The organism is Shewanella kaireitica (assembly GCF_023284045.1).
Classification (GTDB): domain Bacteria; phylum Pseudomonadota; class Gammaproteobacteria; order Enterobacterales; family Shewanellaceae; genus Shewanella; species Shewanella kaireitica.
In genome coordinates, this window is record NZ_JAKIKQ010000005.1 from 207,256 (window position 1) to 229,827 (window position 22,572).

The 22,572-nt window shown below is 43.4% G+C and carries 23 protein-coding genes, 1 tRNA gene and 1 pseudogene; 13 read left to right on the forward strand and 12 right to left on the reverse strand.

All coding sequences use genetic code 11. The features are described 5' to 3' along the window. Nucleotides 1-17 precede the first annotated feature (17 nt). The 8 genes from L2730_RS09515 (at nt 18) to L2730_RS09550 (ending at nt 7,736) form a co-directional block, all read left to right on the forward strand. Complete coding sequence (locus L2730_RS09515) at nt 18-734, forward strand: nitrite reductase (protein WP_248974370.1); 717 nt, start codon at nt 18-20, stop codon at nt 732-734. Between the two features lie 53 nt (nt 735-787). Next, the gene (locus tag L2730_RS09520; protein ID WP_044556150.1) at nt 788-1,492 is read left to right on the forward strand and encodes a 4Fe-4S dicluster domain-containing protein; all 705 of its coding nucleotides are present in this window, start codon (nt 788-790) and stop codon (nt 1,490-1,492) included. Between the two features lie 2 nt (nt 1,493-1,494). Then, nucleotides 1,495-2,442, forward strand: a complete 948-nt coding sequence (nrfD, locus tag L2730_RS09525) for an NrfD/PsrC family molybdoenzyme membrane anchor subunit (protein ID WP_248974371.1) — start codon at nt 1,495-1,497, stop codon at nt 2,440-2,442. Between the two features lie 123 nt (nt 2,443-2,565). After that, nucleotides 2,566-3,051, forward strand: a complete 486-nt coding sequence (locus L2730_RS09530; protein WP_248974372.1) for a nitrous oxide reductase accessory protein NosL — start codon at nt 2,566-2,568, stop codon at nt 3,049-3,051. Between the two features lie 20 nt (nt 3,052-3,071). Continuing rightward, complete coding sequence (gene nosD / locus L2730_RS09535) at nt 3,072-4,403, forward strand: nitrous oxide reductase family maturation protein NosD (protein WP_248974373.1); 1,332 nt, start codon at nt 3,072-3,074, stop codon at nt 4,401-4,403. Further along, nucleotides 4,393-5,385: an ABC transporter ATP-binding protein gene (locus L2730_RS09540; RefSeq protein WP_248974374.1), complete on the forward strand. Its 993-nt coding sequence runs from the start codon at nt 4,393-4,395 to the stop codon at nt 5,383-5,385. Before nosD ends, L2730_RS09540 begins: the two co-directional genes overlap by 11 nt. Beyond that, complete coding sequence (locus tag L2730_RS09545) at nt 5,382-6,227, forward strand: ABC transporter permease (RefSeq protein WP_248974375.1); 846 nt, start codon at nt 5,382-5,384, stop codon at nt 6,225-6,227. Before L2730_RS09540 ends, L2730_RS09545 begins: the two co-directional genes overlap by 4 nt. A 231-nt stretch (nt 6,228-6,458) precedes the next feature. Next, the gene (locus L2730_RS09550) at nt 6,459-7,736 is read left to right on the forward strand and encodes a winged helix-turn-helix domain-containing protein (protein WP_248974376.1); all 1,278 of its coding nucleotides are present in this window, start codon (nt 6,459-6,461) and stop codon (nt 7,734-7,736) included. A gap of 356 nt (nt 7,737-8,092) precedes the next feature. On the opposite strand, the gene fre is transcribed toward L2730_RS09550, so the two are convergent. Both fre and ubiD read right to left on the reverse strand, forming a co-directional pair. Continuing rightward, entirely contained in the window at nt 8,093-8,803 is a 711-nt protein-coding gene (gene fre, locus L2730_RS09555) for an NAD(P)H-flavin reductase (RefSeq protein ID WP_248974377.1), read from the reverse strand. 73 nt (nt 8,804-8,876) lie between these two features. After that, nucleotides 8,877-10,358, reverse strand: coding sequence for a 4-hydroxy-3-polyprenylbenzoate decarboxylase (gene ubiD / locus L2730_RS09560; protein ID WP_248974378.1), 1,482 nt, complete (start codon nt 10,356-10,358; stop codon nt 8,877-8,879). 234 nt (nt 10,359-10,592) lie between these two features. Here ubiD and L2730_RS09565 point away from each other — a divergent pair, with 234 nt between their 5' ends. The 3 genes from L2730_RS09565 (at nt 10,593) to L2730_RS09575 (ending at nt 12,190) form a co-directional block, all read left to right on the forward strand. Next, nucleotides 10,593-11,090: a hypothetical protein gene (locus tag L2730_RS09565; protein ID WP_248974379.1), complete on the forward strand. Its 498-nt coding sequence runs from the start codon at nt 10,593-10,595 to the stop codon at nt 11,088-11,090. Nucleotides 11,091-11,144: 54 nt separating this feature from the next. After that, nucleotides 11,145-11,735, forward strand: coding sequence for a hypothetical protein (locus L2730_RS09570; protein ID WP_248974380.1), 591 nt, complete (start codon nt 11,145-11,147; stop codon nt 11,733-11,735). Nucleotides 11,736-12,037: 302 nt separating this feature from the next. After that, a complete protein-coding gene (locus tag L2730_RS09575; protein ID WP_346347816.1) occupies nt 12,038-12,190 on the forward strand; it encodes a type IV pilin protein in 153 nt (50 codons plus the stop codon). A gap of 76 nt (nt 12,191-12,266) precedes the next feature. Here L2730_RS09575 and L2730_RS09580 read toward each other — a convergent pair whose 3' ends face one another. Beyond that, the gene (locus L2730_RS09580; protein ID WP_248974381.1) at nt 12,267-12,776 is read right to left on the reverse strand and encodes a TlpA family protein disulfide reductase; all 510 of its coding nucleotides are present in this window, start codon (nt 12,774-12,776) and stop codon (nt 12,267-12,269) included. A 351-nt stretch (nt 12,777-13,127) separates the two neighbouring features. Next, nucleotides 13,128-13,796 carry a signal peptidase I gene (gene lepB, locus L2730_RS09585; RefSeq protein ID WP_248974382.1) on the reverse strand — a complete coding sequence of 223 codons (669 nt, stop codon included), beginning with the start codon at nt 13,794-13,796 and terminating at the stop codon, nt 13,128-13,130. A 285-nt stretch (nt 13,797-14,081) separates the two neighbouring features. Here lepB and L2730_RS09590 point away from each other — a divergent pair. Next, nucleotides 14,082-14,172, forward strand: a tRNA-Ser gene (locus L2730_RS09590). Between the two features lie 276 nt (nt 14,173-14,448). Here L2730_RS09590 and L2730_RS09595 read toward each other — a convergent pair. From L2730_RS09595 to L2730_RS09610, 4 genes and pseudogenes are all read right to left on the reverse strand, one after another. Beyond that, nucleotides 14,449-15,516, reverse strand: coding sequence for a hypothetical protein (locus L2730_RS09595; RefSeq protein ID WP_248974383.1), 1,068 nt, complete (start codon nt 15,514-15,516; stop codon nt 14,449-14,451). 67 nt (nt 15,517-15,583) lie between these two features. Beyond that, a complete protein-coding gene (locus L2730_RS09600; protein ID WP_248974384.1) occupies nt 15,584-18,499 on the reverse strand; it encodes a TonB-dependent receptor in 2,916 nt (971 codons plus the stop codon). Nucleotides 18,500-18,677: 178 nt separating this feature from the next. Then, nucleotides 18,678-18,980 (reverse strand): annotated as a pseudogene (locus L2730_RS09605) (AraC family transcriptional regulator); the annotation flags it as partial. A gap of 79 nt (nt 18,981-19,059) precedes the next feature. Next, nucleotides 19,060-19,494: a DUF3859 domain-containing protein gene (locus L2730_RS09610; RefSeq protein WP_248974385.1), complete on the reverse strand. Its 435-nt coding sequence runs from the start codon at nt 19,492-19,494 to the stop codon at nt 19,060-19,062. A gap of 251 nt (nt 19,495-19,745) precedes the next feature. Between L2730_RS09610 and L2730_RS09615 the strand changes: the two genes are divergently transcribed. Next, nucleotides 19,746-20,432 (forward strand): DsbA family protein, encoded by a 687-nt coding sequence (locus L2730_RS09615; RefSeq protein WP_346347818.1) that lies wholly within the window; start codon nt 19,746-19,748, stop codon nt 20,430-20,432. 8 nt (nt 20,433-20,440) lie between these two features. Here L2730_RS09615 and L2730_RS09620 read toward each other — a convergent pair whose 3' ends face one another. The 4 genes from L2730_RS09620 to aroQ all read right to left on the reverse strand — a co-directional run bounded on the left by L2730_RS09620 (nt 20,441) and on the right by aroQ (nt 22,501). Then, complete coding sequence (locus tag L2730_RS09620) at nt 20,441-20,794, reverse strand: hypothetical protein (protein WP_248974386.1); 354 nt, start codon at nt 20,792-20,794, stop codon at nt 20,441-20,443. Between the two features lie 96 nt (nt 20,795-20,890). Continuing rightward, a complete protein-coding gene (locus tag L2730_RS09625) occupies nt 20,891-21,553 on the reverse strand; it encodes an SDR family NAD(P)-dependent oxidoreductase (protein ID WP_248974387.1) in 663 nt (220 codons plus the stop codon). Nucleotides 21,554-21,578: 25 nt separating this feature from the next. After that, on the reverse strand, nt 21,579-22,034 hold the full coding sequence (gene accB, locus L2730_RS09630) for an acetyl-CoA carboxylase biotin carboxyl carrier protein (protein WP_248974388.1): 456 nt from the start codon (nt 22,032-22,034) through the stop codon (nt 21,579-21,581). Between the two features lie 14 nt (nt 22,035-22,048). Then, nucleotides 22,049-22,501, reverse strand: a complete 453-nt coding sequence (gene aroQ / locus L2730_RS09635; RefSeq protein ID WP_248974389.1) for a type II 3-dehydroquinate dehydratase — start codon at nt 22,499-22,501, stop codon at nt 22,049-22,051. Nucleotides 22,502-22,572: the final 71 nt, after the last annotated feature.

The window sequence follows — 22,572 nt, forward strand, 5'->3', positions numbered from 1 at the left end:
CAAATTAGAGAGTCACTATGAGTAGTCTTGCTGTTGGTATTGGTTTTTGTCTGGTTAGCGTTATTGCGTGTGTTTGGGGCCATCACCTTCAAGCTCATCATCTCAAACGTACTGCGCTAGCGAGCCAGGAGGCTGCGTCAACTGCTAAGGGACGAGCTTTTAACGGAGCGGTACCAGCAGCAATCTCTTTAGTGATGTTAATTATTCCCTTGATGGTTTACAGCCAGATAGGGCGATTTAGTGAATGGGATAAAGGAGTCATTGACGAGAACATTGATTATCTGATCGCCGCAGATATCAATAAGAACGCACGAAAAGTAAATGAGCAACCTAACAATGAAATTGCATTATTAACTTTAGCTCAATCGTACGCAGAGGGCGGCTTATATGCCCAATCTGTGTCGACCCTAAATGACCTACTTGCCATTACTGGTGATGACGCTAACACGTTAGGGATGAAAGCTACTGCTATGTACTACCGCGACAACCGTGAGATGAGTATCGAAACCAAATTAGTGCTGGCTAGAGCGTTAGCACTGGACGAATTTGAGTTTCAATCTCAGTTACTTATTGCTACCGATGCATACCTTAATCAAGAGTATGAAACTGCAATTACTCACTGGCAGTTACTGCTACGCAGTCAAAGTCAACGCTTTAATCGAGCTTCAATTAATAATGCAATTTTAAAAACCGAGCAAAAAATAGCTAATCGTTCAGTGACTGCATCTGAGTAAAGTCACACCAATAAAAAATAGGTCAGCAAGATAGCTGATAGATGGAGGATGCTGTGAGTGAAAATATAGAGAGACGGAGGTTCCTTAAATGCTTAGGAGCCAGCTCTTTGATAATAGCGCCCTTAGGGTGCAGTTCTATCGAAGAGGAGTCAGATGCAAATAAACCCCATTATGTAATGGTGTTTGATCAAAATAAGTGCACCGGTTGTGGCGAGTGTAAGGACGCTTGTAACGTTACCAATAATCTTCCTGATGGTAAATCACGGATGATTATGGAGCAGCAATCAGGTGGCGTAGCAGGTGAAACTTGTCCTCACTGCGGTAAGAAGAACTGCGACTGTGAACGCAAATATGTACGTGTTTCGTGCCAGCAATGTAAGAACGCTCCTTGTGTCACTGTCTGCCCAACGGGCGCTGCTCATCGTGATGAGAAGACGGGTATTGTCACGATGGATGCATCTAAATGTGCTGGTTGTAAGTACTGTATTGGCGCATGTCCCTATGATGCACGTTTCATCAACAAAGAGACTGATGTCGCTGATAACTGTGATTTCTGTTTAAACACTAAGTTGTCGAAGGGTGAGCTTCCGGCTTGTGTACAGCAGTGTCGTTATGACGCATTGATCTTTGGTGATGCCAATGATCCTACCTCTTATGTCAGCAAGTTATTAAGAGTGAAGGATTCAGTGCGGATCAAGCCTGGGTTTGGTACCGAACCTAGCTTGCGATACATACCAATTGTTAAGTTAGGGGTGTAGCAATGGATGGAACTATTGATTTTACCATGGGCTTGTCTCAAGGCATTGCTTGGCCTTGGCCGATTGCGGTTTATCTGTTTTTTGCGGGGATTTCCGGTGGTGCGCTAGCCACTGCGATATTTATCCGTTTTTACAAAAAACAGACTGAGAATACAGCCTTTTATAAAGCTGCGGCGATAATCTCGTTTGTTACCATCAGCTTAGGCATGTTGTGTTTGGTATTAGACCTAACTAATCCGCTGTTTTTCTGGCGAATTCTAGTCTACTACAACCTCAACTCTGTCATGTCTATTGGTGTGATTGCGTTGACGGCTTATATTCCGCTAACAGCAATTATTGCACTATTAGCATTGGAAGATGAGCTACGTGCTATTCCAGCGCTAAAAGCGTTAATGCCAATCATTGAAAAGCTAAAAACAGTGCGTAAGCCAATGGAAGTGTTAGTGCTGATTTTGGCGTTATCTGTGTGTGCTTATACAGGTTTCCTTATCTCAGCGCTTATCCGTTTCCCGATTATCAATACCTCGGTATTACCGGCGCTATTTATTGCGTCAGGGATCTCTGCCGGTGCAGCATCGGCAAAAATGTTAGCGGTTTCATTCTTTAAAGAAGATCTGCATAGCCAAGATATGAAGCTGTTACATGGTGCTGAATGGCCAATTATGTTTGCTGAAGCCATGTTCATTTTCATGATTGTTACCTCGCTGATGACGGGCAATGCGGGTGCACAAAGTGCGTTCGCCGCGTTCCATACTGGCGAGTGGGCTAATGTGTTCTGGTTTGGTGTGATTGGAGTTGGTTTTGCCGGTCCTCTGCTACTGAATTTTGCGACCAGTAAGTCGTTTAGCCATTCAGCTAAGGCGTTTTACGCTTCGGGTGTTTGTGCTGTGACTGGCATGATGTGTTTGCGTTTGTTCATCTTGTACGCGGGACAAAACTTTGCCATTTAATGTTCAAAGTTCGTTTGACTGATGCGAGTAGGTCAACCCCAATTGCGCCGCCCCTGCAGGGTTGCAATTGGGTGTTGTACCGAAAGTTAGCTAGATATTGTAAAAGAGAAATTGAGGTTATTGATGAAAAAATTCTTGTGCTTGCTACTACTGCCTTTGTTATTTGCTTGTAGTCAAGGTGCCGAGGATAACGTGGTTTTAGAAGCACCTGTTATTCATGACCATGACCGTTGTCATATGTGCGGCATGATGATTAAGAAATACCCTGGCCCTAAAGGACAGGTTCATTTGAAAGGTCAGCTGGTAACTCCAAAGTTTTGCTCGACTCGCGATATGTTCAATTTTGTATTGCAAAGTGAAAACAAGCGTCAGGTAACTGAATTGTTTGTGCATGACATGGCAAAAACTGACTGGGCTGATCCACAAGATAGTGCTTTTATTGATGCTAAAACAGCATGGTATGTCTACGGCAGCAGCATGAAAGCGGTTATGGGGCCTGCAGTGGCCAGCTTTGGTACTAAGGAGGCAGCGCTAAAATTTGCCGAAGAGTTAGGCGGCATTGTGCTCAGTTATGATCAAATAGATACCAAGTTGCTCGCGGGTGAGTGAGCAGAATTAGGTTAGGTGCTATGACTAAATTGGCTGTTATCCCAGTTTCTATTCTGTTGATTGCAAATGCAATGCTAAGCAGTAACTCGATGGCTGCGATATGGACAGTTAATAATAGCCAGGACCTACAGCATCAATTAACTCAAGCTGGTAGTGGCGACACCATTATTTTAAATGCTGGCCGTTATCAGGGAAATTTTGAAATAAGCAAAGCGCTAATAATTAAAGGCCAAAATGGTGCTGTTATTGATGCTAAGGGGCTGGGCAGTGCAATAAAAGTTAGTGCTAATGATGTCATTATTGAAGGTCTTAGAATTGAGAGCTGGGGCGACGACCTGTATGAGCGTGATGCGGGTATTTTAGTCATGGATCACAGCAGCAATATCAAGATAATGCACAATAATCTGCAAGGCGACGGTTTTGGGATCCGCGCAGATCATAGCCAGCAACTCTCGATAGGTTACAACCAAATTCACGGTAATCCCCAGCTACATGTGCTTGATCGGGGGGATGGTATTCATTTGAATCGAGTGCAGCAAGCAATGGTTGATTTTAACCGTATTGAACATGTTAGAGATGGCGTTTATATCGAATCGAGCAAAGGCAGCTTAGTGACAAATAACCATTTTTATCATCAGCAATACGGTATTCATTACATGTATAGCGAACATGATGAAGCTTATGGCAATCATAGTGAAAACGTCAGCGGCGGTTATGCGGTCATGAGCTCAAAATTTGTGTATTTACATCATAACCGAGCAGAAAATGCCACTGAGTATGGGGTGCTACTTAATATCACCAACGGTGCGCGTATTGAGTTCAATGTACTGCGTAATGTGCATAATCCTCAAGGTCAGGAAGCGTTAGGTAATCAAGGCAGAGCAATGTTTATTTATGGCGCGTTAGATAATGAAATTCGTGGTAATGAGTTTGCCTTGAGTGATATCGGTATTGCGATGGCTATGGGTGGAGAGAAGAATCGTATTTATGAGAATAACTTTATCAATAACCTTACCCAAGTAAAGTATGTTGGCGATGAACTGCTGCAGTGGAGCCAACAGGGGCGTGGTAACTATTGGAGCAGTTATATGGGCTGGGATCATACTCAAGATGGGATCGGTGAGCAGAGCTATCAACCCAATGACTCGATGGACAAATTATTCTGGCGCTACCCAGAAGCCAAGTTTTTGATGAATAGCCCCGTAGTGTCATTATTACGTTGGGTCGAATCGCAAATGACGATATTTACCGCTACGGGTATAAAAGATGATTTCCCTTTGATGCAACCCACTCAGATTAATCAAGCAGTCGAGTTGACAACTTCTGCCAGCGAGCTCGTTTATGAACACTAACCTCAATCCCCTTTGCGGAAAACCCGTTGTAAGGGTTGAACATGTCGGTTTACGCTTTGGTGACTTCGAAGCATTGCAAGATATCAATATTGATATTTTTCAGGGGCAAACCCTTGCGTTACTTGGCCACAATGGTGCAGGGAAATCGAGTCTAATCAAGCTGATTCTGGGGCTGGTAAAGCCTACTTCCGGCAAGTTAACCATTTTCAAGGAACACGGTCAGTCGAATATCAATTTGGGGTATTTACCTGAAGATGTCAGTTTTTATGACAAGTTGACCGGCCTTGAAGTATTGCGCTATTTTGCCGCGCTAAAAGGCATTAATGTCACACGAGTAATGCAATTAATTGAAGAGTTTGAGCTCGGTTATGCGCAGCACAAACCATTAAAAACCTACTCAAAAGGGATGAAGCAACGCTTGGGCGTTGCCCAGGCAATTTTATCGCATCCCGATATTCTGTTACTTGATGAGCCAACGGTAGGGCTTGACCCACAAGCGTCGCAGTTTCTTTATCAGAAAATAGATTCTCTCAAGCAGCAGGGCTGCGCCGTGATTGTCTGCACTCATGAACTGTCGATAGTAGAGAAGCATCTTGATAGTGCTTTACTACTGGCTCAAGGTCGCCGGGTGGGCTGTGGCACCCTTAATGAGTTACGTCAAACGAGTGGCTTGAAAAGCCAAATAAAGCTCGCTGATTTTGCAGGTACGGTGCAGCGTGACAGTTATTTGGCCTCGTTTAGCCAAGGGCAAAAACTACTGGTTGATAGTGCTGAGCGCAGCGCTGTAGTGGAATACTTGGTACAGCAGAAACAGTGCAGTGATTTTAGCGTTATCGAGCCGAGTTTAGAGTCTATTTACCATCATTGTATGTTGCAGCAACCGGATAGAATTGAACAAAGTAAAGTGGCTACAACACAGAAAGGCTGGCGACAATCGCTACAGCAACTCCTTCGTCCAACGGTGAGTCAGAGTCCACTATGAATAGTATGCAGTTAACATCGCCAGTTTGGGTTATCGCCAGTAAAGAGCTACGTGACAGTTTACGGAATCGTTGGATACTGTTTATGGGAGGCATGTTCATGATGCTATCTCTGTCAGTTACCTTTGCAGGAAGCGCGGTCACCGGTGAGTTGGCATTGCCTCCCTTGGCTAATTTAATGTCGAGTCTTTCGACAACTGCCGTATTTATTATTCCTTTGGCGGCAATTTTACTTAGTTACGATAGTTTTGTTGGTGAACAGGAGGCAGGGACTTTACTGTTACTGCTGTCATATCCGGTCAGTCGCAGCCAGATATTAATGGGCAAACTTTTAGGCCACTGCTTGGTAATGTTTATTACCACTAGCTGTGCTTTTGGGCTTACAGCGGGGTTGTTATTAGTTGCGGGTAGCGAGTATTCAGCCAGTCAAGTGGTGGAGGCATTTGCTAAGTTTATTTTGAGTAGTAATCTACTGGCACTGACGTTTATTTTAATCGGTTATATCGTCAGCCTGCGAGCAACGGAAAAGGCAAAAGCCGTCGCTGGTTTGCTGTTTGTATGGTTTTTATTGGTACTTATCTATGATCTATTATTGCTGACTGTATTGGTATCTGATGTGGGGTTTATGGACAAACAGTTGCTCAATATTCTTATCGCATTTAACCCAACTGATCTCTATCGAGCAATTAACTTGGTAACACTTGATCATCATAGCACTGGTGCAGCGTTATCGATGATCGCTGATATCGATTTGAGTGCAACAGCCATGTATCTGATAATGTTTTGTTGGATTGGTATACTGCTGTTCATTTCACAAAAATCATTTAGTGCTAAACCATTATAAATCGTTTCCTTTTCTAACTTTGACTATGGCATGATAGTGCAAAATTAGTGGGTGCTAATTTTGCGTGGTATTAATTATTTTTCAATTTGTGAACAACGACATACAGCTATTAATTGTTGCGAGCTAATTGAGGTTACAATCACAGTAAAAATTGTTCCTATCATTGATAATCCATTGTAATGTGCAGGTTTAATTGACCTACTCAATTGACGACATTCTAAGAGGTTAATCTTGCTAAAAGTTACTCCTTATCTGGAGCTTGATGAGCAGGCTAAACAATTGATGGATCGTGTTAATAACACGACTATCGGTTTGACGTTTTCAGAATCTGCGGTTTTGCATCAGTTACTCATTGCTGATGGTGTGTGTGGAAAGGAGGAGCTGCTCGCGATAGGCTGGCCTGATCGCGTTGTTGCGGCTACATCTTTGACTCAGTGCATTAGCACTTTACGTAAAAAGCTAGAAGCTTATCCAGAAGTACAGTTAAAAACGGTTGCTCGCCGTGGCTACGAGCTGCATATCTCAGAACGATCTCACATCAAGATGTTAGCGGTGAATGATGCTGAATCGATAAAAACAGCACTCATTGATGTTTCAATGATGGTTAAAATTGCCGGTATTGTGTTGGTGTTACTACTGATCCTTTTTTGCTGGTATAACAGTGACTATCATCGTAGCGTTAAGAATAGTAGCTTGTGGAATGCTGATAAAAAAATAGCATTGAACATAGGTGGTACCAAAGAGATTGTACCGCTATTTTATCAAAACAAGGTCGAGCATCTGCATAAATCGATGTGGCAAAAACACTTAGCTCCAGAAAGTAATCATTTAGATAATTTCAAAGGCTTTGAAGGTTTTGCCGCGACTGATGGTCGTAACTACTCTATGGCAGTTTGCCCAGATGTTGTAAAAGGTCAATGTTCCGGACTTGGCTTAATGAATATTGCTGCGATAGATCTTAACCCCGCAGGGCTAAACATCAATCAGTTTGCTGAGCTTTCAGAACGACTTGAGAAGCGTATTCGTTACAACAAAATCATTATTCCTCATGATAGCAGTGATGGCGACATCACTGAGCATCATTACCATGCTGATGTGTATTTTCCTGTGGCTGGTGAACTCTTAGTCCGCGCAGATCTGAGTCTATCTTTGATCTATGAAGGGGAAGATAGTGGCCAATTTTATTCGGCAACCTGTATTACCGATGAAGACTGTTTAACGACGCCGATCAAGTATAAAGTTCGCGGCACCTTTAAGCAGTACCAGCAGAAAATAAGCGGCATGGCAGTGGATGTGTTCCAAGTTAAGCTAAGCCAGAAAGAGTTCATTAAACCTGAGACTGTTAGCCCATCGGCAATGCATTTTTATAGAGCGATCAGAAAGCATGATATTACCGATGAAGAGCTGTATTTTTATCGGGTTTATACTGATGAGAAAAGTGCAGTTTGGATTACACCTGTTCTAGGCAGTATCGTGGCTTGGTATAAGTATGATCAAGTAAGAATTTAGCCATTTAAACAAAACAGAAATAAAAAGGGCGCTGATAATCTATATCAGCGCCCTTTTTATATAGCAGCAAGCGCTTATACCAATTGCATTAAGTATTTGGCCAGTTCAGAGCCCCTCAGTCTTTTCAATTCAAAGCGCATTGGTAAAGAAATGGTTGTTCCCTTTTAAGCCAATGCAAAGCAGAAGTGGAAAGACTGAGGGGCTCACGTAGTGCGGATGAGGTTAAACAAATTGGCAAAACGCTGTATGCTTCGCTACGGGATTTGGATATAGAATAACTATTAGCTCAAATTCCACTACTTGCCTACAGCGTTTTGAATTCCCGCTGAATGGTCAAACTTTTAATGCAATTGGTATTACTTTATAAAGGCAAATGCATCGCCGTAGAGGTGATCTTCTTCAACGCCAATACTGCGGAACACTTCTCTTGCTGCGCCAACCATATCGAAACGGCCTGCAATATAAATGTCATAACCATTTAGGCTCACAAAATCAGCTTTAATCTGTTCAAGCAAGTTTGCTTGTTTGCCGTTCCAGTCAGCAGGCGCCTCTTCGACAACTGGCACAAAGTGTAGCCAAGGGTGGGCGTCATGCCATTCACGTGCTATAGCTTGATAGTACATCGCATCAGTAGTACGGCAACCCCAGTAAAGAGTCGTTTCAACGGTCTGGCCAAGTGCAATTTGATGCTCAACAATACTTTTAATGTACGAGAAGCCCGTACCGCCAGCAATTAAAAGGCGCGGACGAACGCTGTCATGGCGGAGGTGGGCATCGCCACCAGGAACTTCAATATCGATAGTACCGTTATTGGCTAAGCAATCTTTGAGGCGCTCAACCACTTGCATAGGATAGCTTTCGCTAACTGCGGCACCTATATGCAGCTCAATCACTTGGCTGTTTGGTGCAGAAGCAATTGAGAATGGGCGTTTGTCTTTTTCACCCATGACGACGCAAAGGTATTGTCCAGCCTTAAAATCAAAGGCAACGCTAGGCTTTAAAATAACCTGAAATACCGCATCATTAAACGGTGCGACTTTTTCAATTGTACAGCTAATGGTGTTCATCTTGATTCCTTGATGAGCTTCTCTTTGGAAGCTTATTCAACATATTTTTGCACATTGCTTAAGCAATAGTACGTTATAGGGTTGGTGCGTCATCTATTCCTAGATCGCTCCAGATCTCATCGACTTTTTGTTTGACGGCTTCATCCATAACAATAGGGGTTCCCCATTCGCGATCGGTTTCACCTTCCCACTTATTAGTCGCATCCATGCCCATTTTTGAGCCTAGCCCAGCAACGGGGGATGCAAAATCGAGATAGTCGATAGGTGTATTTTCTATCATTACGGTGTCACGCTTTGGATCCATTCTGGTGGTAATGGCCCAGATGACATCGTTCCAATCTCGGCAGTTGACGTCTTCGTCGACGACAACAATGAACTTGGTGTACATAAACTGGCGTAAGAACGACCAGGCCCCCATCATCACTCGCTTAGCATGACCAGGATACTGCTTGCGAATTGAGATCACCGCCATACGGTATGAACAGCCTTCTGGTGGTAGATAGAAATCGATGATCTCTGGGTACTGTTTACGCAGGATCGGCACAAACACTTCGTTAAGCGCTACACCTAACATCGCAGGCTCATCAGGTGGACGGCCAGTATAGGTGCTGTGGTATATCGCATCCTTTCGATGGGTAATATGGGTCACAGTAAATACAGGGAATGAGTCGGTTTCATTGTAGTAACCTGTATGGTCACCGTATGGACCCTCTTCTGCCATTTCTTGCGGATCGATATAACCTTCAAGGATGATTTCGCTGGTGGCTGGTACTTCTAAATCACAGCTTATGGCCTTGCATACCTCGGTGCGCTCACCACGCAAAAGGCCTGCAAAGGCATACTCGCTCATAGAGTCAGGCACAGGGGTTACTGCACCTAATATGGTGACAGGGTCTGAACCAAGAGCGACCACAACAGGGTAGCGTTCACCAGGGTGTTTCTCTTTAAAATCTTTAAAGTCTAATGCGCCGCCGCGATGGTCGAGCCAGCGCATAATCAGTTTATCTTTACCCAATAGCTGCTGACGGTAGATCCCTAAATTTTGGCGTTTTTGACGTGGGCCTTTAGTGATGGTGAGTCCCCATGTCACTAATGGTGCAACGTCACCTGGCCAGCAATGTTGAATTGGCAGTTTAGTGAGATCGACCTCTTCCGCGGTTTTTATCACTTCTTGGCATGGAGGGTTACGCACTGTTTTAGGCGGCATGTTGAGCGCCTGCTTAAACATAGGGATCTTTGAGATCGCATCTTTAAAGCCACGTGGCGGTTCAGGCTCTTTTAGGAACGCAAGTAGCTCACCGACATCGCGAAGGGCGAGAGGATCTTCTTTTCCTAAGGCCATAGCGACGCGTTTTGGCGTACCAAATAGATTCGCTAGTACCGGCATGTCATTGCCAACAGGGTTTTCAAACAACAGAGCAGGGCCTTTTGAGCGCAACACGCGATCGGCTATCTCTGTCATTTCCAAATGAGGGTCGACGGGATGACTAATACGCTTAAGCTCACCATTGCTTTCTAGGTGCTCTATAAAACTGCGCAAATCCTTAAAACTCATAGGGGAATTCTCATCGCTATAAACTGTGATATGGCGCGCACTATAGCATTATTAACGTGGCCGTTAAACGCCTGTTCAGCAATGTACAGTATGCTGGAAAAGCAGCAGCGAATATATCTGCTAATTCCTCCTAATATCCGCTGTTAAATGAGATTGGCGTTAGCGCTATTTAGGCGTAAAATAAGTCAATGCTTTATGTTTCGCTAATGTAATATTGGCGTGAGGAGTATCATCATGACGAATTTTGGTTTTCGCTTAGTAACGGTGCTGATACTGCTGTTTTCAAGCTCTGCATTGGCGCAGCTGTCTACGCCATCATCACTTTTGGTTGCCAGTAACGTGAGTGTTGGGGTCGGCTGGGGCAGTGGTTGGAATTCAGGCTTCAATGATCCTTGGCGCTGGAATGTCGGCGTGTCTAACGGCTGGTACTCTTATCCGTATAGAGGGCGTTATTATCGTCCCGGTTGGGGATACTATGGTTCTCGTTGGGGCTATTATGGCAATAGACATATTTATCCTTATCGATACCAACAGCCAAGTTATCGCCGCGCTGAACCTAAAGTGATTGCACCACCAGAAAGAGTCACCACCAGTGTGAGCTATGCGACAGGTTTAACGCATTTGCCGGAAAATGCCAGAGTCATCCAAAAAGATGGTCACACTGTTTACGAGTGGCAAGGGGTAGAGTACCAGTTTGACTGGAACACTAGAACCTACAATAAGGTTGATTAAATTTTTGGCAATTGCTAGTAGCAATGAAGTATAAATAACAGGGAAGAAATAAGAATGAGCTGGATGCAATTTACTATTGAGCTAATTGATAAGTTGGCTTGGCCACTGGTACTGATATTTGCGGTTGTTAGCCTTAAGCGGCCGCTATCCAAACTTATTCCAATGGCGAAAAAGTTAAAGTTTAAAGATTTAGAGCTGGAGTTTGGTCAAGAACTTAAGGCGGTAACCCAAGAAGCTGAAGGGATATTTCCAGAGCTTAAAATTGATAAACGAAATGTACTCATCATGTCGGCGAGTCAACTGCCAAATTCAGCGATAATTGAAGCTTGGGAATTGGTTGATTTAGCCGCTGAAAAATTGATTCACTCCCACTGCAGCAATATCAGCTTAGATAAAAATACCCGCTATAAACATATCGAGAATATATTGATCTCCGAGCAACTCATCAGCACTAAACAGGGAAAGCTATTTAGTGAGTTAAGACAACTGCGCAATAAAGTAGCCCATGCAGTTGGCTATGAAGTGGATAAGGCGCAAGCGGTACAATATATCGAACTCTGCTTTAAGCTCATCGATCATCTACATGGCTTGACACCCTCAACACTGCAAGTCTGCCAAGCTTCTGTTAGTGACGTTGCCAGCTAATACTGCCATAACATTAAAACGTATGCTGATGGCAGTAGGCACCTTAGTTACACGACTCATTTATCATAGTTAAAGCCTTTATCGCGTGCTGAATTTAGGCTTTAAATTCCTGCTAACTACATTGCTGAATAACTTTCATTCTGTCTCGCCCTAACTGACTGCAAGTGTCTGTCTTTTATTAGTTTTTTTCAACTTCACTCAGTTAGGTTAAATGCCTAATTATGTTATCTTGAATTGGTTTTATTCAGATTTATATTGCTAAAAAAACTTAGTAACCACAACTTAGTTAAGGTCTTTCAGGGATGGTAACCGTAACGAGAAAGCTGCAGGCTTTCACTTTAATCGAATTGTTAATCGTGATCGCTATCATGGGGATTTTGGCGACCGTAGTGCTGCCGTCTTATCAATCCTATATCCAGGATGGCCGCCGTAGTGAAGGGCTGAGTTCTATGTAACTCACTCGAGATTTTGAATGCTAACATTAATAGTGGTGAGGCCGTCATTATCGATACGGCCTCTTTGTTTTATCTTCTACCAAACGACTTCTTTTATCGCATTTTCTGTTTCGCCAATAATCGTTTTAACCACATTATTGTCTGCATCTAGCAAGATGAGTCTAGGTATACCGGTATTAGCAAACTGGTTGTAGATGCTTCTATCAGTATCTGCCACAAGAGCAAAATTAAGCTCATACTCTTCGGCAAACTTATCCAATGCTTGCTTATCTTCCTCTCTGCCAATACCGATAATATCTACGTTAGGGCTTAAATACAGATCTGATGCCGTAAGGTGTTTCATGGTGCGCTGTGAATCATGACACCAAGTGGCGAATAATATCAGTAACTTGTTATTGCTTGATTCGCTTAGATCAATTGTGTTTCCCTGAGTATCAATAAATTGAGTCACAGGTACCTTATCACCCGCTTTTACATAGGTGAGGTATTCGGGCTTATCTTGGTCTGTACCGTGGCCTGCATTCATTGCACAGCCGGAAGTGATTAATAAAAGTAAGCTACTGAAGATAAGTGTTATAGCTCTCATAGGGCGTCCATGTGTTTGTAAGTCGACCTAAAGTAGCAAAGCTCAGAGTGATTGTATAATGGCAATCGGCTTGCGGATTAAAGTATGGCTATCATTAATATCAATTGCATTAAAAGTTTGACCATTCAGCGATTCGAAACCCGCACTACGTGAGCCCCTCAGTCTTTCCACTTCTGCTTTGCATTGGCTTAAAAGGGAATAACCATTTCTTTACCGATGCGCTTTGAATTGAAAAGACTGAGGGGTTCTGAACTGGCCAAATACTTAATGCAATTGGTATAAGGTGACAAATAAACCTCGGAGATCATGGTGTGGATATCTCCGAGTCATCAATAGAGTTATAACTGGACGTTAAAGTGAATGGAAAAAGCGCTCTTGCCTTGGCAGGTAGTAATTATCATAGTTTGCCGAGAACACTACGCTATTTGAGCGGCCAACAATTTCAGATCGGGGCACAAAGCCTATCATCCTTGAATCGCTACTGTGATCGCGATTATCGCCCAATACTAAGTAGTGGTCTTCGGGCACGGTAATTGGACCAAAGCTTGATTGGCGAGTAATCATGCCTTGCCCTGCTATTCCTGCAACCTTTACTTGATGATTGATACCCAAAAGGTGTTCGGTTCGCGTTTCAGAGCCATCAGCACTCGCTACACCTGTGGCGCTATAAGCGATTGTTTCACCATTAATAGATAACACGTTGTCTCGCATTGAAATAGAGTCACTGGGTAATCCTATCACTCTTTTCACTAGCTTCTTGTCACTAGCTTTTGAATCAAAGATTACGATGTCGCCCCGCTGCGGATCGGCAAGTTGAGCGATAGAGATATGAGTAAATGGAACTCTTAAATCATAAGCCATCTTATTAACTAACAAACGGTCACCTTCAACAATCGTAGGTTTCATTGAGCCCGTTGGTACACTATTCCAATCGGCGACAGCGCTTCTAAAAACTAGCATTAATGAAACAAATATGATTAGAGAGCGATTCTGTTTAAATAGCTTTAATAATTTTCTCATACAATAGTTCCTTTACTGAATAGGGCTTTAGTTCCTTTTTCAGACTATGAAATCTTATTAAGGTTCGTATTTAAGTGAAACCTAAAGGTAAGCAAATATGAATTTTTAGCTGTATAAAGAATGATGATTCAGTACTAACAGGGATTCATATGAAGCAAAAAGTAGAATTTTGCAGCTATAAGACCGCTTTATTGAAAAAAAAACCATTAATGGTCTAAATGTTGCTCAGTTAAGTAAATATAGGCTTTACATTAGAACTGAGTTTCCCTATTATTCACGGCGTTCGGAGAGATGGCAGAGTGGTCGAATGCACCGGTCTTGAAAACCGGCATGGGTTTGTAGCCCATCTAGGGTTCAAATCCCTATCTCTCCGCCACATTAAGAAAAGCCCGATATCGAAAGATATCGGGCTTTTTGCTATCTACATTTTGAGTTTAATGTGTTGGGAAAGAACCCTAAGGGTTCCTATTATTCAAAGTCAGTTATCTCTCTGCCACATGAAGACGAAGGGCTACCAGAAATGGTAGCCCTTTTTCGTATATGAAATATAGAACCCTAGGGTTCCTGTTGAATAAAGCCCGTTATCTCTGGGCTACATCCAGATTAAGCTCTAGCAGATATGTTAGGGCTTTCTCATTAAAGGGACATAAAGTCAGTTGGTGTCGTTACAATCACCCACAGCGCTTTGGGCGATTGAGCAGCTTAGTAGTGCTTCTGGGCCTATACCGGTAAAGCCTTTACCTAAAGCAACTTGGCCCGATATTAAGTCATGGTACCAATCTACCCAAGGGTATTGGTAGCCGTAGGCTTGCGCTGAATGCAAAATCAATTTGTCTTTTGGGGCGATGGGCGTGTTAACACCTCGCTGCGGATAAAACTGTTCAATCACTACATGTAACCATTCGTGAGTCCATACGCCGGGGTCGTCGTTGAGGTATTGATCTATTCTGCCCTTAACGCCAATCTCTTCAGGGTTAAATTTAACTGTCACATAGCCCGTTTTATTGGTTTCTACTGACATAGGCTCGAGCCAAGCTAAACCGAAGTAGGGGCTTTTGAAGCTGCAATCTTGCTGCTGCTCACGCCAAAAGTAGAATATGGTGTCGTATTGTCCTGGTTTTATATCGCTAAGCTGCGCAAGCCCTTGCTCTGGCTCAAGCGTGAACCAGTCATTTTTAGGGTTATGCGATAGCACTGCCGGAGCATTAAGATCTCTACGCTCTACCTGCCATTTGACCGTATTATAAGAGAAAGGCTCAATATGCTGCTTCAGGTTATGTTTAAAAAACTCAAAGCCATCATCTAAATCAGCCTTACTGAAGGAGGTGTTACATTGACCTAACTCTGTTTGCCCTTGGCTGGTGGGAACGCCGACAAACAGTGCTTTCCATATCTTTGGTTCTGCTAAATTGTCTTGATTTAGATGTATTTCTAGCGGTTGATTTTTGTAGGTCACTTCTCGCCTGAGGTACTGCCTTTTAGCATCGGTGCCTACAGATATGAGATGCTCACCTTCGCTAAGGTTGAGCATATTGGGTGTGCTTAGCCCGGTATAAGCGCCGTCTAAGTATATTTTGCCAGCATCTTCACTGGTGACTAAGGTGTTGCCAATACTGCAATCGACAGTGGTTTGGCAGAGTTTTTCGCGGTTACTTGCTTCGCTAGACAGAGATATTTGCAGCAAGCCTAGAGTGATAATAATTAAGGAGGTATTTTTCACGATGATATCCACATATTGGAAAAGAAAAACCGAAGCACTATAGTTAATGCTTCGGTTTTGCAGAGTCTTAGAAAGTATAACGTAAGCCTAATGCGTAGCTTCTGCCATAGCTCGACGAGCCTATGCCGTATTGTGCACTGCTAGCACCAGCAGTTAACAGCTCCGTTTTCATGGCATTAACCGTGAGGTATTCTTCAGGGTCAAGCAAGTTGTAGGCATCAGCGGATAACTGCAAGTTATCAGTAATGTCATACTTTAAACTGATACTTAGGCTATCCCATGCCGGAGCAGTGGCTTGTTCTGTGGTAACACTGCCAAAGGTTTCGTAGGTCCAGTGGCTAACGTCACGAACGGTATAGTCCGAGCGATAGTTATAAGCCGCATTGATGCTAAAGTCTTCGATCTCATAGAACAGGTTAAGGTTAACTTGATGCTCAGATAGGCCGAAGAATGGGATTTCAGCGCCTTCACTGTCATTTTTACCAGAGGTGCTGTTGTTATAGGTATAGTTACCTGCAACGCCGAAACCTGCCAAGCTATGGGGTAAGAAGGCATCAAAAGTTTGATACCATGCCAGCTCGTAACCACGAATAAGGGCTTCGTTATCAGAGTTGTAAGATCTGGTGACTGAAAAGTCTTGCCCTGCGATTACTTCAGAGGTCACTTTATCTTCAAGCGTATTTTCAAACTTCTTGAAGAAGGTAGCAAAAGCTAGGTTGCCATCATCGCTGTAATACCACTCTAATGAAGTATCAAACTGCTTTGAGGTATAGGGCGCAAGTCCAGGATCACGCTCATACATAGTGCGCTTCTCTTTACCTGCAGATCCACCGTCTAGCTCAGGGCTGATATTTGTTTTCGGCGTTAACTGCGAAAGGAAAGGTCTAGATATCGCTTTTGCCGCAGCAAGTCTAAGTACCACGTCATCATGTAAGTTGATCTTGAAGTTCATGCTTGGCAGTACTTCAGAATAGTCACCGCTGTATTCAACTAACGTTTTGTCCTTCCAGGCTTCATTGGCAAGGGTGCCATCACTGTTAAACGCTAGATTAGCGGGATTATGCGAGTAACCGTAGGCAGTTACATCGGTTTTGATATAGCGTACCCCTAAATCTAGCATATAAGGCAAGCCGAATAGCTCCTCTTCTAGCTTAGCTTCGAGATAAGCATGCACTGTTTCCTCTTTAACGCCATAGGTATTACCTCTTTTGGCGTTAGCTTGTGGCAGTAACTCTTGATAGGCGACAGGATCGAGTGTTTGGAAGTAGTTAAAGAGATTATCTACATTAATACTTGGCCAAGCAGACGGAAGGTTTGCGCCGCCGGCAAAGCTATTGCTTGAACCTGGAATGATGACATTGCTAGGCAGTTGCCACATAGTTTGGCCGCCAATATCGATAGTAGGCGCATCAAATGTCGGATTAACATCATCCATATGGTCCAAGGCAAAAATGCTTGGCGAGTTTGGATAGTAGTTTTGACGATCTTTTTGCTCAGAAGTATAGCCGCTACCAAAATATACTGCGGTTACAATTCCTTCCGATGGCTCCCAGGTACCATCAACGACAAAGCGTTGAATCTCATCTTCAATGCTGTCGCCATAACGACGACTGTGGTGGGCGCCATATTTCGCATTTTGATCAAGAGGCTGTGACAGTGAAATGTCAGGGATCGAAGAACCATTATTGAAATTAATGGCGGCACCATCGACGCCCGCTCTGACAACAACCAGGTTACCATTGCCGTCATCTTCATTTTTTGCCTTTGAAATTGAAGCATCAAAATTTAACGTCACTTCATCAAGCAGCCAGTTAGCGTTGAGGCCGACTTGGTAGGTATCACTTTTACGTGGCACCCCTGTTTCCAGTAACTCTACTGTGGCATCGTTCCAGGCTGCATCTGCTAAGAAGCCATCAGGCCCAACGTTAAAGTCGGTATAGGTAGCACTGGAGCTATAAACATTTGGCATCACTACTGTCATCGCTTTAGAGCGATTGTCGACATCGTAAGAGCTGTATAGGCCGTCTAAGTTAATATCCAAGTTGTCGCCAATGAGCCATTGAAAAGCGACCGTACCGCCAAAGCGTTCTCGTTCAGATTCGGTACTGGTTACGCGTGGCCAGTTAGGCATTCTGAAGGTGTCATTAATAGTGGCGCCTTCTGGTAAAATGTCTTCTATATTATTAGGATTGCTTCGATGGTGTAGTTCGTTGTATTGCCAATCATCCCAATTACTTGAAGAGTAAGCGTCGTAGCGACTGGTGCGTTTTGAGTGCACAAATGAGGCGAGAGCGCCAAAGGTACCATCATTAAAAACATCACTCATAATTAGTGAGGTTTTTGGGTTGGTTGACTCTGCGCGCTCATTGTATTCCCCCTCTACGGAGAGTACTAACGACTGGCCGACGTCGAGTGGCTTTCTTGAGTAGATGTTAACCACGCCCCCCACAGCACCTTCTTGTAGCTTAGCTTGTTGAGTCTTATGAACTTCGATTTTCCCAACAAGCTCAGAAGCAATAACATCGTAGTTAAAGTCTCTAGTTTGGCTGTCAGAGGCGAGCTTTCGGCCATTAAATGTGGTGACATTGTATTTACCGGATAACCCTCGAATGGTGACTTTTTGGCCTTCACCATCGACTCGGGTCACGCTGACGCCGGGGATACGTTGCAGAGATTCTGCAACGTTTTGATCTGGAAACTGGCCGATATCTTCAGCCACAATCGCATCAACAATGTTGTCTGACATTTTTTTGATGTTTTGCGCTTCTTTCAGGCTGCTTACGATGCCCCTTACATGAATAACTTCAATATTTTCATCTTGTTGTTGGTTTTCCTCAACCGAGAGTATTGGCTTTTCAGCTGTTTCTGTTTCTGCGGCAACTGCAAGATTTAGCGTGCCATTGAGAATTAAACATACCGCAGAGGCGATTGGCGTTAACAGAAACTTGTTGTTTTTAATTGTTCTTTTTATTCGACTGGTCATCTATCTTCCCTTAAATTATGACTTAATGAACCTTGGGTGAAATATTTAATATTCAGCAAGGCTTGGTCAGATATTGAACGACTAGGCGGTTAGGATCGTCCTAAAACAAGAGGAATAAATCCTGAAAAAAGTGTCATGCAGAGCGACGGAAATGGACTGATGAAAGGAAGCGATGGCCTCAGTGTGTCACGGAACTAGGGTTTAACGAATCTGAGTAGTTCAACTTCTTATACTGATTGGTATTATCTTTCAATGCGAAGTAGATATCGGTAATCAAATTACTTTCAGAAACCTCTGGGAACAGGTTGACATAGTGAAAGAACAGTGGGAAATCGCGGAGGTTTTCACCGCTGGTGGGTAGCCATTCACGATAAAACTGGTAGATTTTATTGTCCATCTGCTGATGGGAGCCTAGGTGGCGGGTCGTAGCGAGGCGACCTCCAGGAATGCTTTTAGTGATAACCCCATCTGTATTAGGATGAACCTCTTTAAGTGCGAAGCTATTATTACAGTCCCTGGCAGGGTTACCTGACTCAAATTGCTGTTAGAGAATATGCTGACTAAAACCCACGGCGCTTCCAGAATGCGCCTATTTTGTCGTCCTCTTCATTCATATGAACTTTAAAGGTTTTCTCTGCAATGATCTTACCCTTCAGCTCAAGTGTCATTCGCCACTTACCGACTTTGTTATGCTCCGGTGCCCAAATGGTATCACCTATATAGAACTTCCAATCATTAGATTTGACGTAGACTTCACCGTCAAATGGTGGACGAATATCGCCGTTTTCATCAGGGATGTCGGGGTGGTAGATGCAGTAGCGTAGAACTTGATTTTTGGCTTTTTTGATTTGAGCGACAAAACCAAATTCAATATCAATTTCGGCTGGCACGTGCACTGTAGCCTTAGTGAGTTTTGGCAAGTCATCGCTATCTTCATCCCATTTGGTGAATATACCGCTACGGATGATGGTGACATCGGGTTTTAGTTTAGACACGGTAGGCAGGTCTTCTTATGAGGATTTAGAGAGGAATTATAATACGAAAAAAGCCATAAAAATGCATGCTATCAAGGCGAATACATTGAACGTGAAGATTTCTATACAGTATAAAATTCTGTTTGATTGGACATTTTTAGTGAGCAAGGTAATCTGAGTGGGTTTTTGTGAAATGAACAGCATTATCATGATGTTCAATGGTGTGATACTGGACAAGGTCTGTGCTGTAATTACGGAGGCGTTAGACTTTCGTGCATAAGACCAATAATAAATTCAATCAGGACGAAGACGACTATATGAACCTTGCTACGCTATTTTACGTTTATGATCCTATGTGCAGTTGGTGCTGGGGTTATAAACCAACATGGTCCTTTTTAGAAGAACAGCTTAAACAACAGTTTCCTCAATTAGCCATTGAATACCGCTTGGGTGGACTTGCCGCTGATACTGATGAGCCTATGCCTGAAGAGATGGAAGATTTTTTACAGCAGACATGGCGGCAGATATCGCAGCAACTTGGTACTCAATTCAATTTTGACTTTTGGGTAAAATGTCAGCCTCGACGGGCTACTTACCCTGCTTGCAGAGCTGTGCTGCTGGCAAGAGAAGCGGGACTTGAGAAGCCATTTTATCACGCTCTGCAGCAAGCTTATTATCTTGAGGCAAGGAATCCATCAGATGATGCTACATTGGTAGAAATAGCAACAGCACTAGGAATGGATAGCGAGGCTTTTGCTATCGCGCTGAACAGTGAATTAACTCAAGCTCGTTTGCTACAGGAAATTAGTCAAACTCGACGATTACCTATCCAGGGATTTCCCTCTTTAGTGATGGCGTTAAACGGTGATCTGATATTAATTGAATTAGATTATAAAAATGCGCAAACTAGCTTTAAGCAGATAGAAAACTTAATGCAAGAGGCGGTACTCGACGCTTAAGCCTAGAGTTACTCTAGGCAGCTTACTTGATGTTCTCTATTAATAGTGAGCGTTAAGACTTTCATATATTGGTCGTGAGTGACGTAGCCACAACGACCATTAATTTGTTGTCCAGAAGATAATCTTATTAGGTAACCATATTCACCGTCAGCTTGTTCCGTGCTGTGGTGAATTCGCATAGTTTGCGATGGCTCAATACTGTCGAATACTAGATTGTTGTTAGGAAGAGTGACTTCTACACGGGTGAGGAGTTGCCCTGATTGGTTGTTGATCTCTACGCTAGGCATAATGAAAAAATAAGCATGGTAAGCAATAAATAAGCATAGTGCTGTACAGGTAAAGAATATAAGGCCGCTTCGCATAAAACCCCTTAAGAATCTTGGTTAACATCAGCCAGTTTCGTTAAGTATAGAAAGTGATTTATTTTTAGCTCTATACTTTTGACTTCGAGATTTGTCCTAACTGCGGTTAATGGTGATGTCCGATACATAACCATGTTCGGTTGCACTGAGCGCTTGCTTTAGCATAGTTGCAGCTTCCTCTGCGCTCATAAAACTATCGGTATTGAGGCTCTTGCCACTTGTGTTCCAAAAAGGGGTCGCCATACCGCCAGGGTACACTGCAATGAGTTTCATCGGCTGGCCTTTTAATTCTAACCTTACCGATTCAACAAGGCCGCGGACAGCCCATTTAGAAGCGCAGTAAGTCGATTCCTCTGCTTTGGCTATTTGCGCTGCAGTCGACATTACCATTACCACAGTGACAGGCTTATTTTTGTAACGCTTAACTGCTTCGCGCAGCAGCATAATGGCCGAGGTAACATTGTTATCTAATAGATCTTTAATCGCTGATGGCGACTGTTGCTCTATCGGACCAAAGTAGCCACTACCTGCACAATGAATAATGACCGAGGGTGCGTGAGCTAGTGAGTCAAACAGCGAAACCACTGATTGCTCATCAGTTAAGTCACAACTGTGGGAATTTACCTCGCCATCAAGTGTTGCTGCGACAGCATTTAAGCGCTGCGGATTACGACCGCTAATACAAACAGGCATCTCTTGGCTGTAGATTTTTGCTAATGCGGCACCTAAACCTGAACTTGCACCAGTGATTAGAATCATTGCGGTTTAACCTCTTAAAACAAGTTTACTCGATGACTAAGATTGCTTGCTCGAAATCAATCTGTTCGCCATCCTCAATTAATAGTGCGCTAATGATGCCACTTTTGTCAGCAGCGATGTTATTCATCATCGTCATGGCTTCAATGACACACACTATGTCACCTTGCTGTACTTGCTGGCCTATTGTACATAGCGGTTTACCTGTATTTCTATCAGTGAGGTAAGCGGTGCCTACCATTGGCGATAATAGTTTATGGTTATCGGTTTCATCGCTAGTGCTGCTGTAATTGTTCATGCTTGGAGTTGCTATAGCGGCTGCAACACTGCTAGCAGGTGCTAAATAGGTTTGCGCTCCGGCTTGCATAGGCACAGGGCTGTGGCGACAAATGCGTACCGACTCTTCTCCCTCTTTAATCTCCAGCTCAGCAATATCGGACTCTTGAACCAGCTCAATCAACTTTTTTATTTTACGAATATCCATATTAGCAGCTGGCCTTATTTCTGTGGTGAGGCGTTTAGGTGGGTAATCACTGATTGCAGCGCAAATTGGTACCCTTGAGCACCTAAGCCGCAAATAACGCCGACTGCTTTGTCTGAAAAATAGGAGTGATGACGAAAAGCTTCACGGCTATGGACGTTAGATAAGTGCACTTCGATAAAGGGAATAGCAACACCCAAAAGTGCATCACGCAGGGCCACACTGGTATGAGTGAATGCTGCAGGGTTGATAATCACAAAGTCAGCATCGGTGTTGTGAACTGCTTCAATCAATAGATGCTCGGCGTTTGATTGGATATGTTCAAGCTGTAAATTGGCATCTGCCGCTTGCTGTTTTAAGCCATTAACAATCTGCTCAAGGGTGTGATGACCATAATGGCCTGGCTCTCGGCGGCCGAGCAAATTTAAATTAGGACCATTTACAAGTAATACTTTGGCTTGGCTGCTCATGAAAAATTCCCTTGGATAAATCGGTTAGAGTGCGCGAGATATTGATTTCAACAAAAAAACACCCAGTTGTC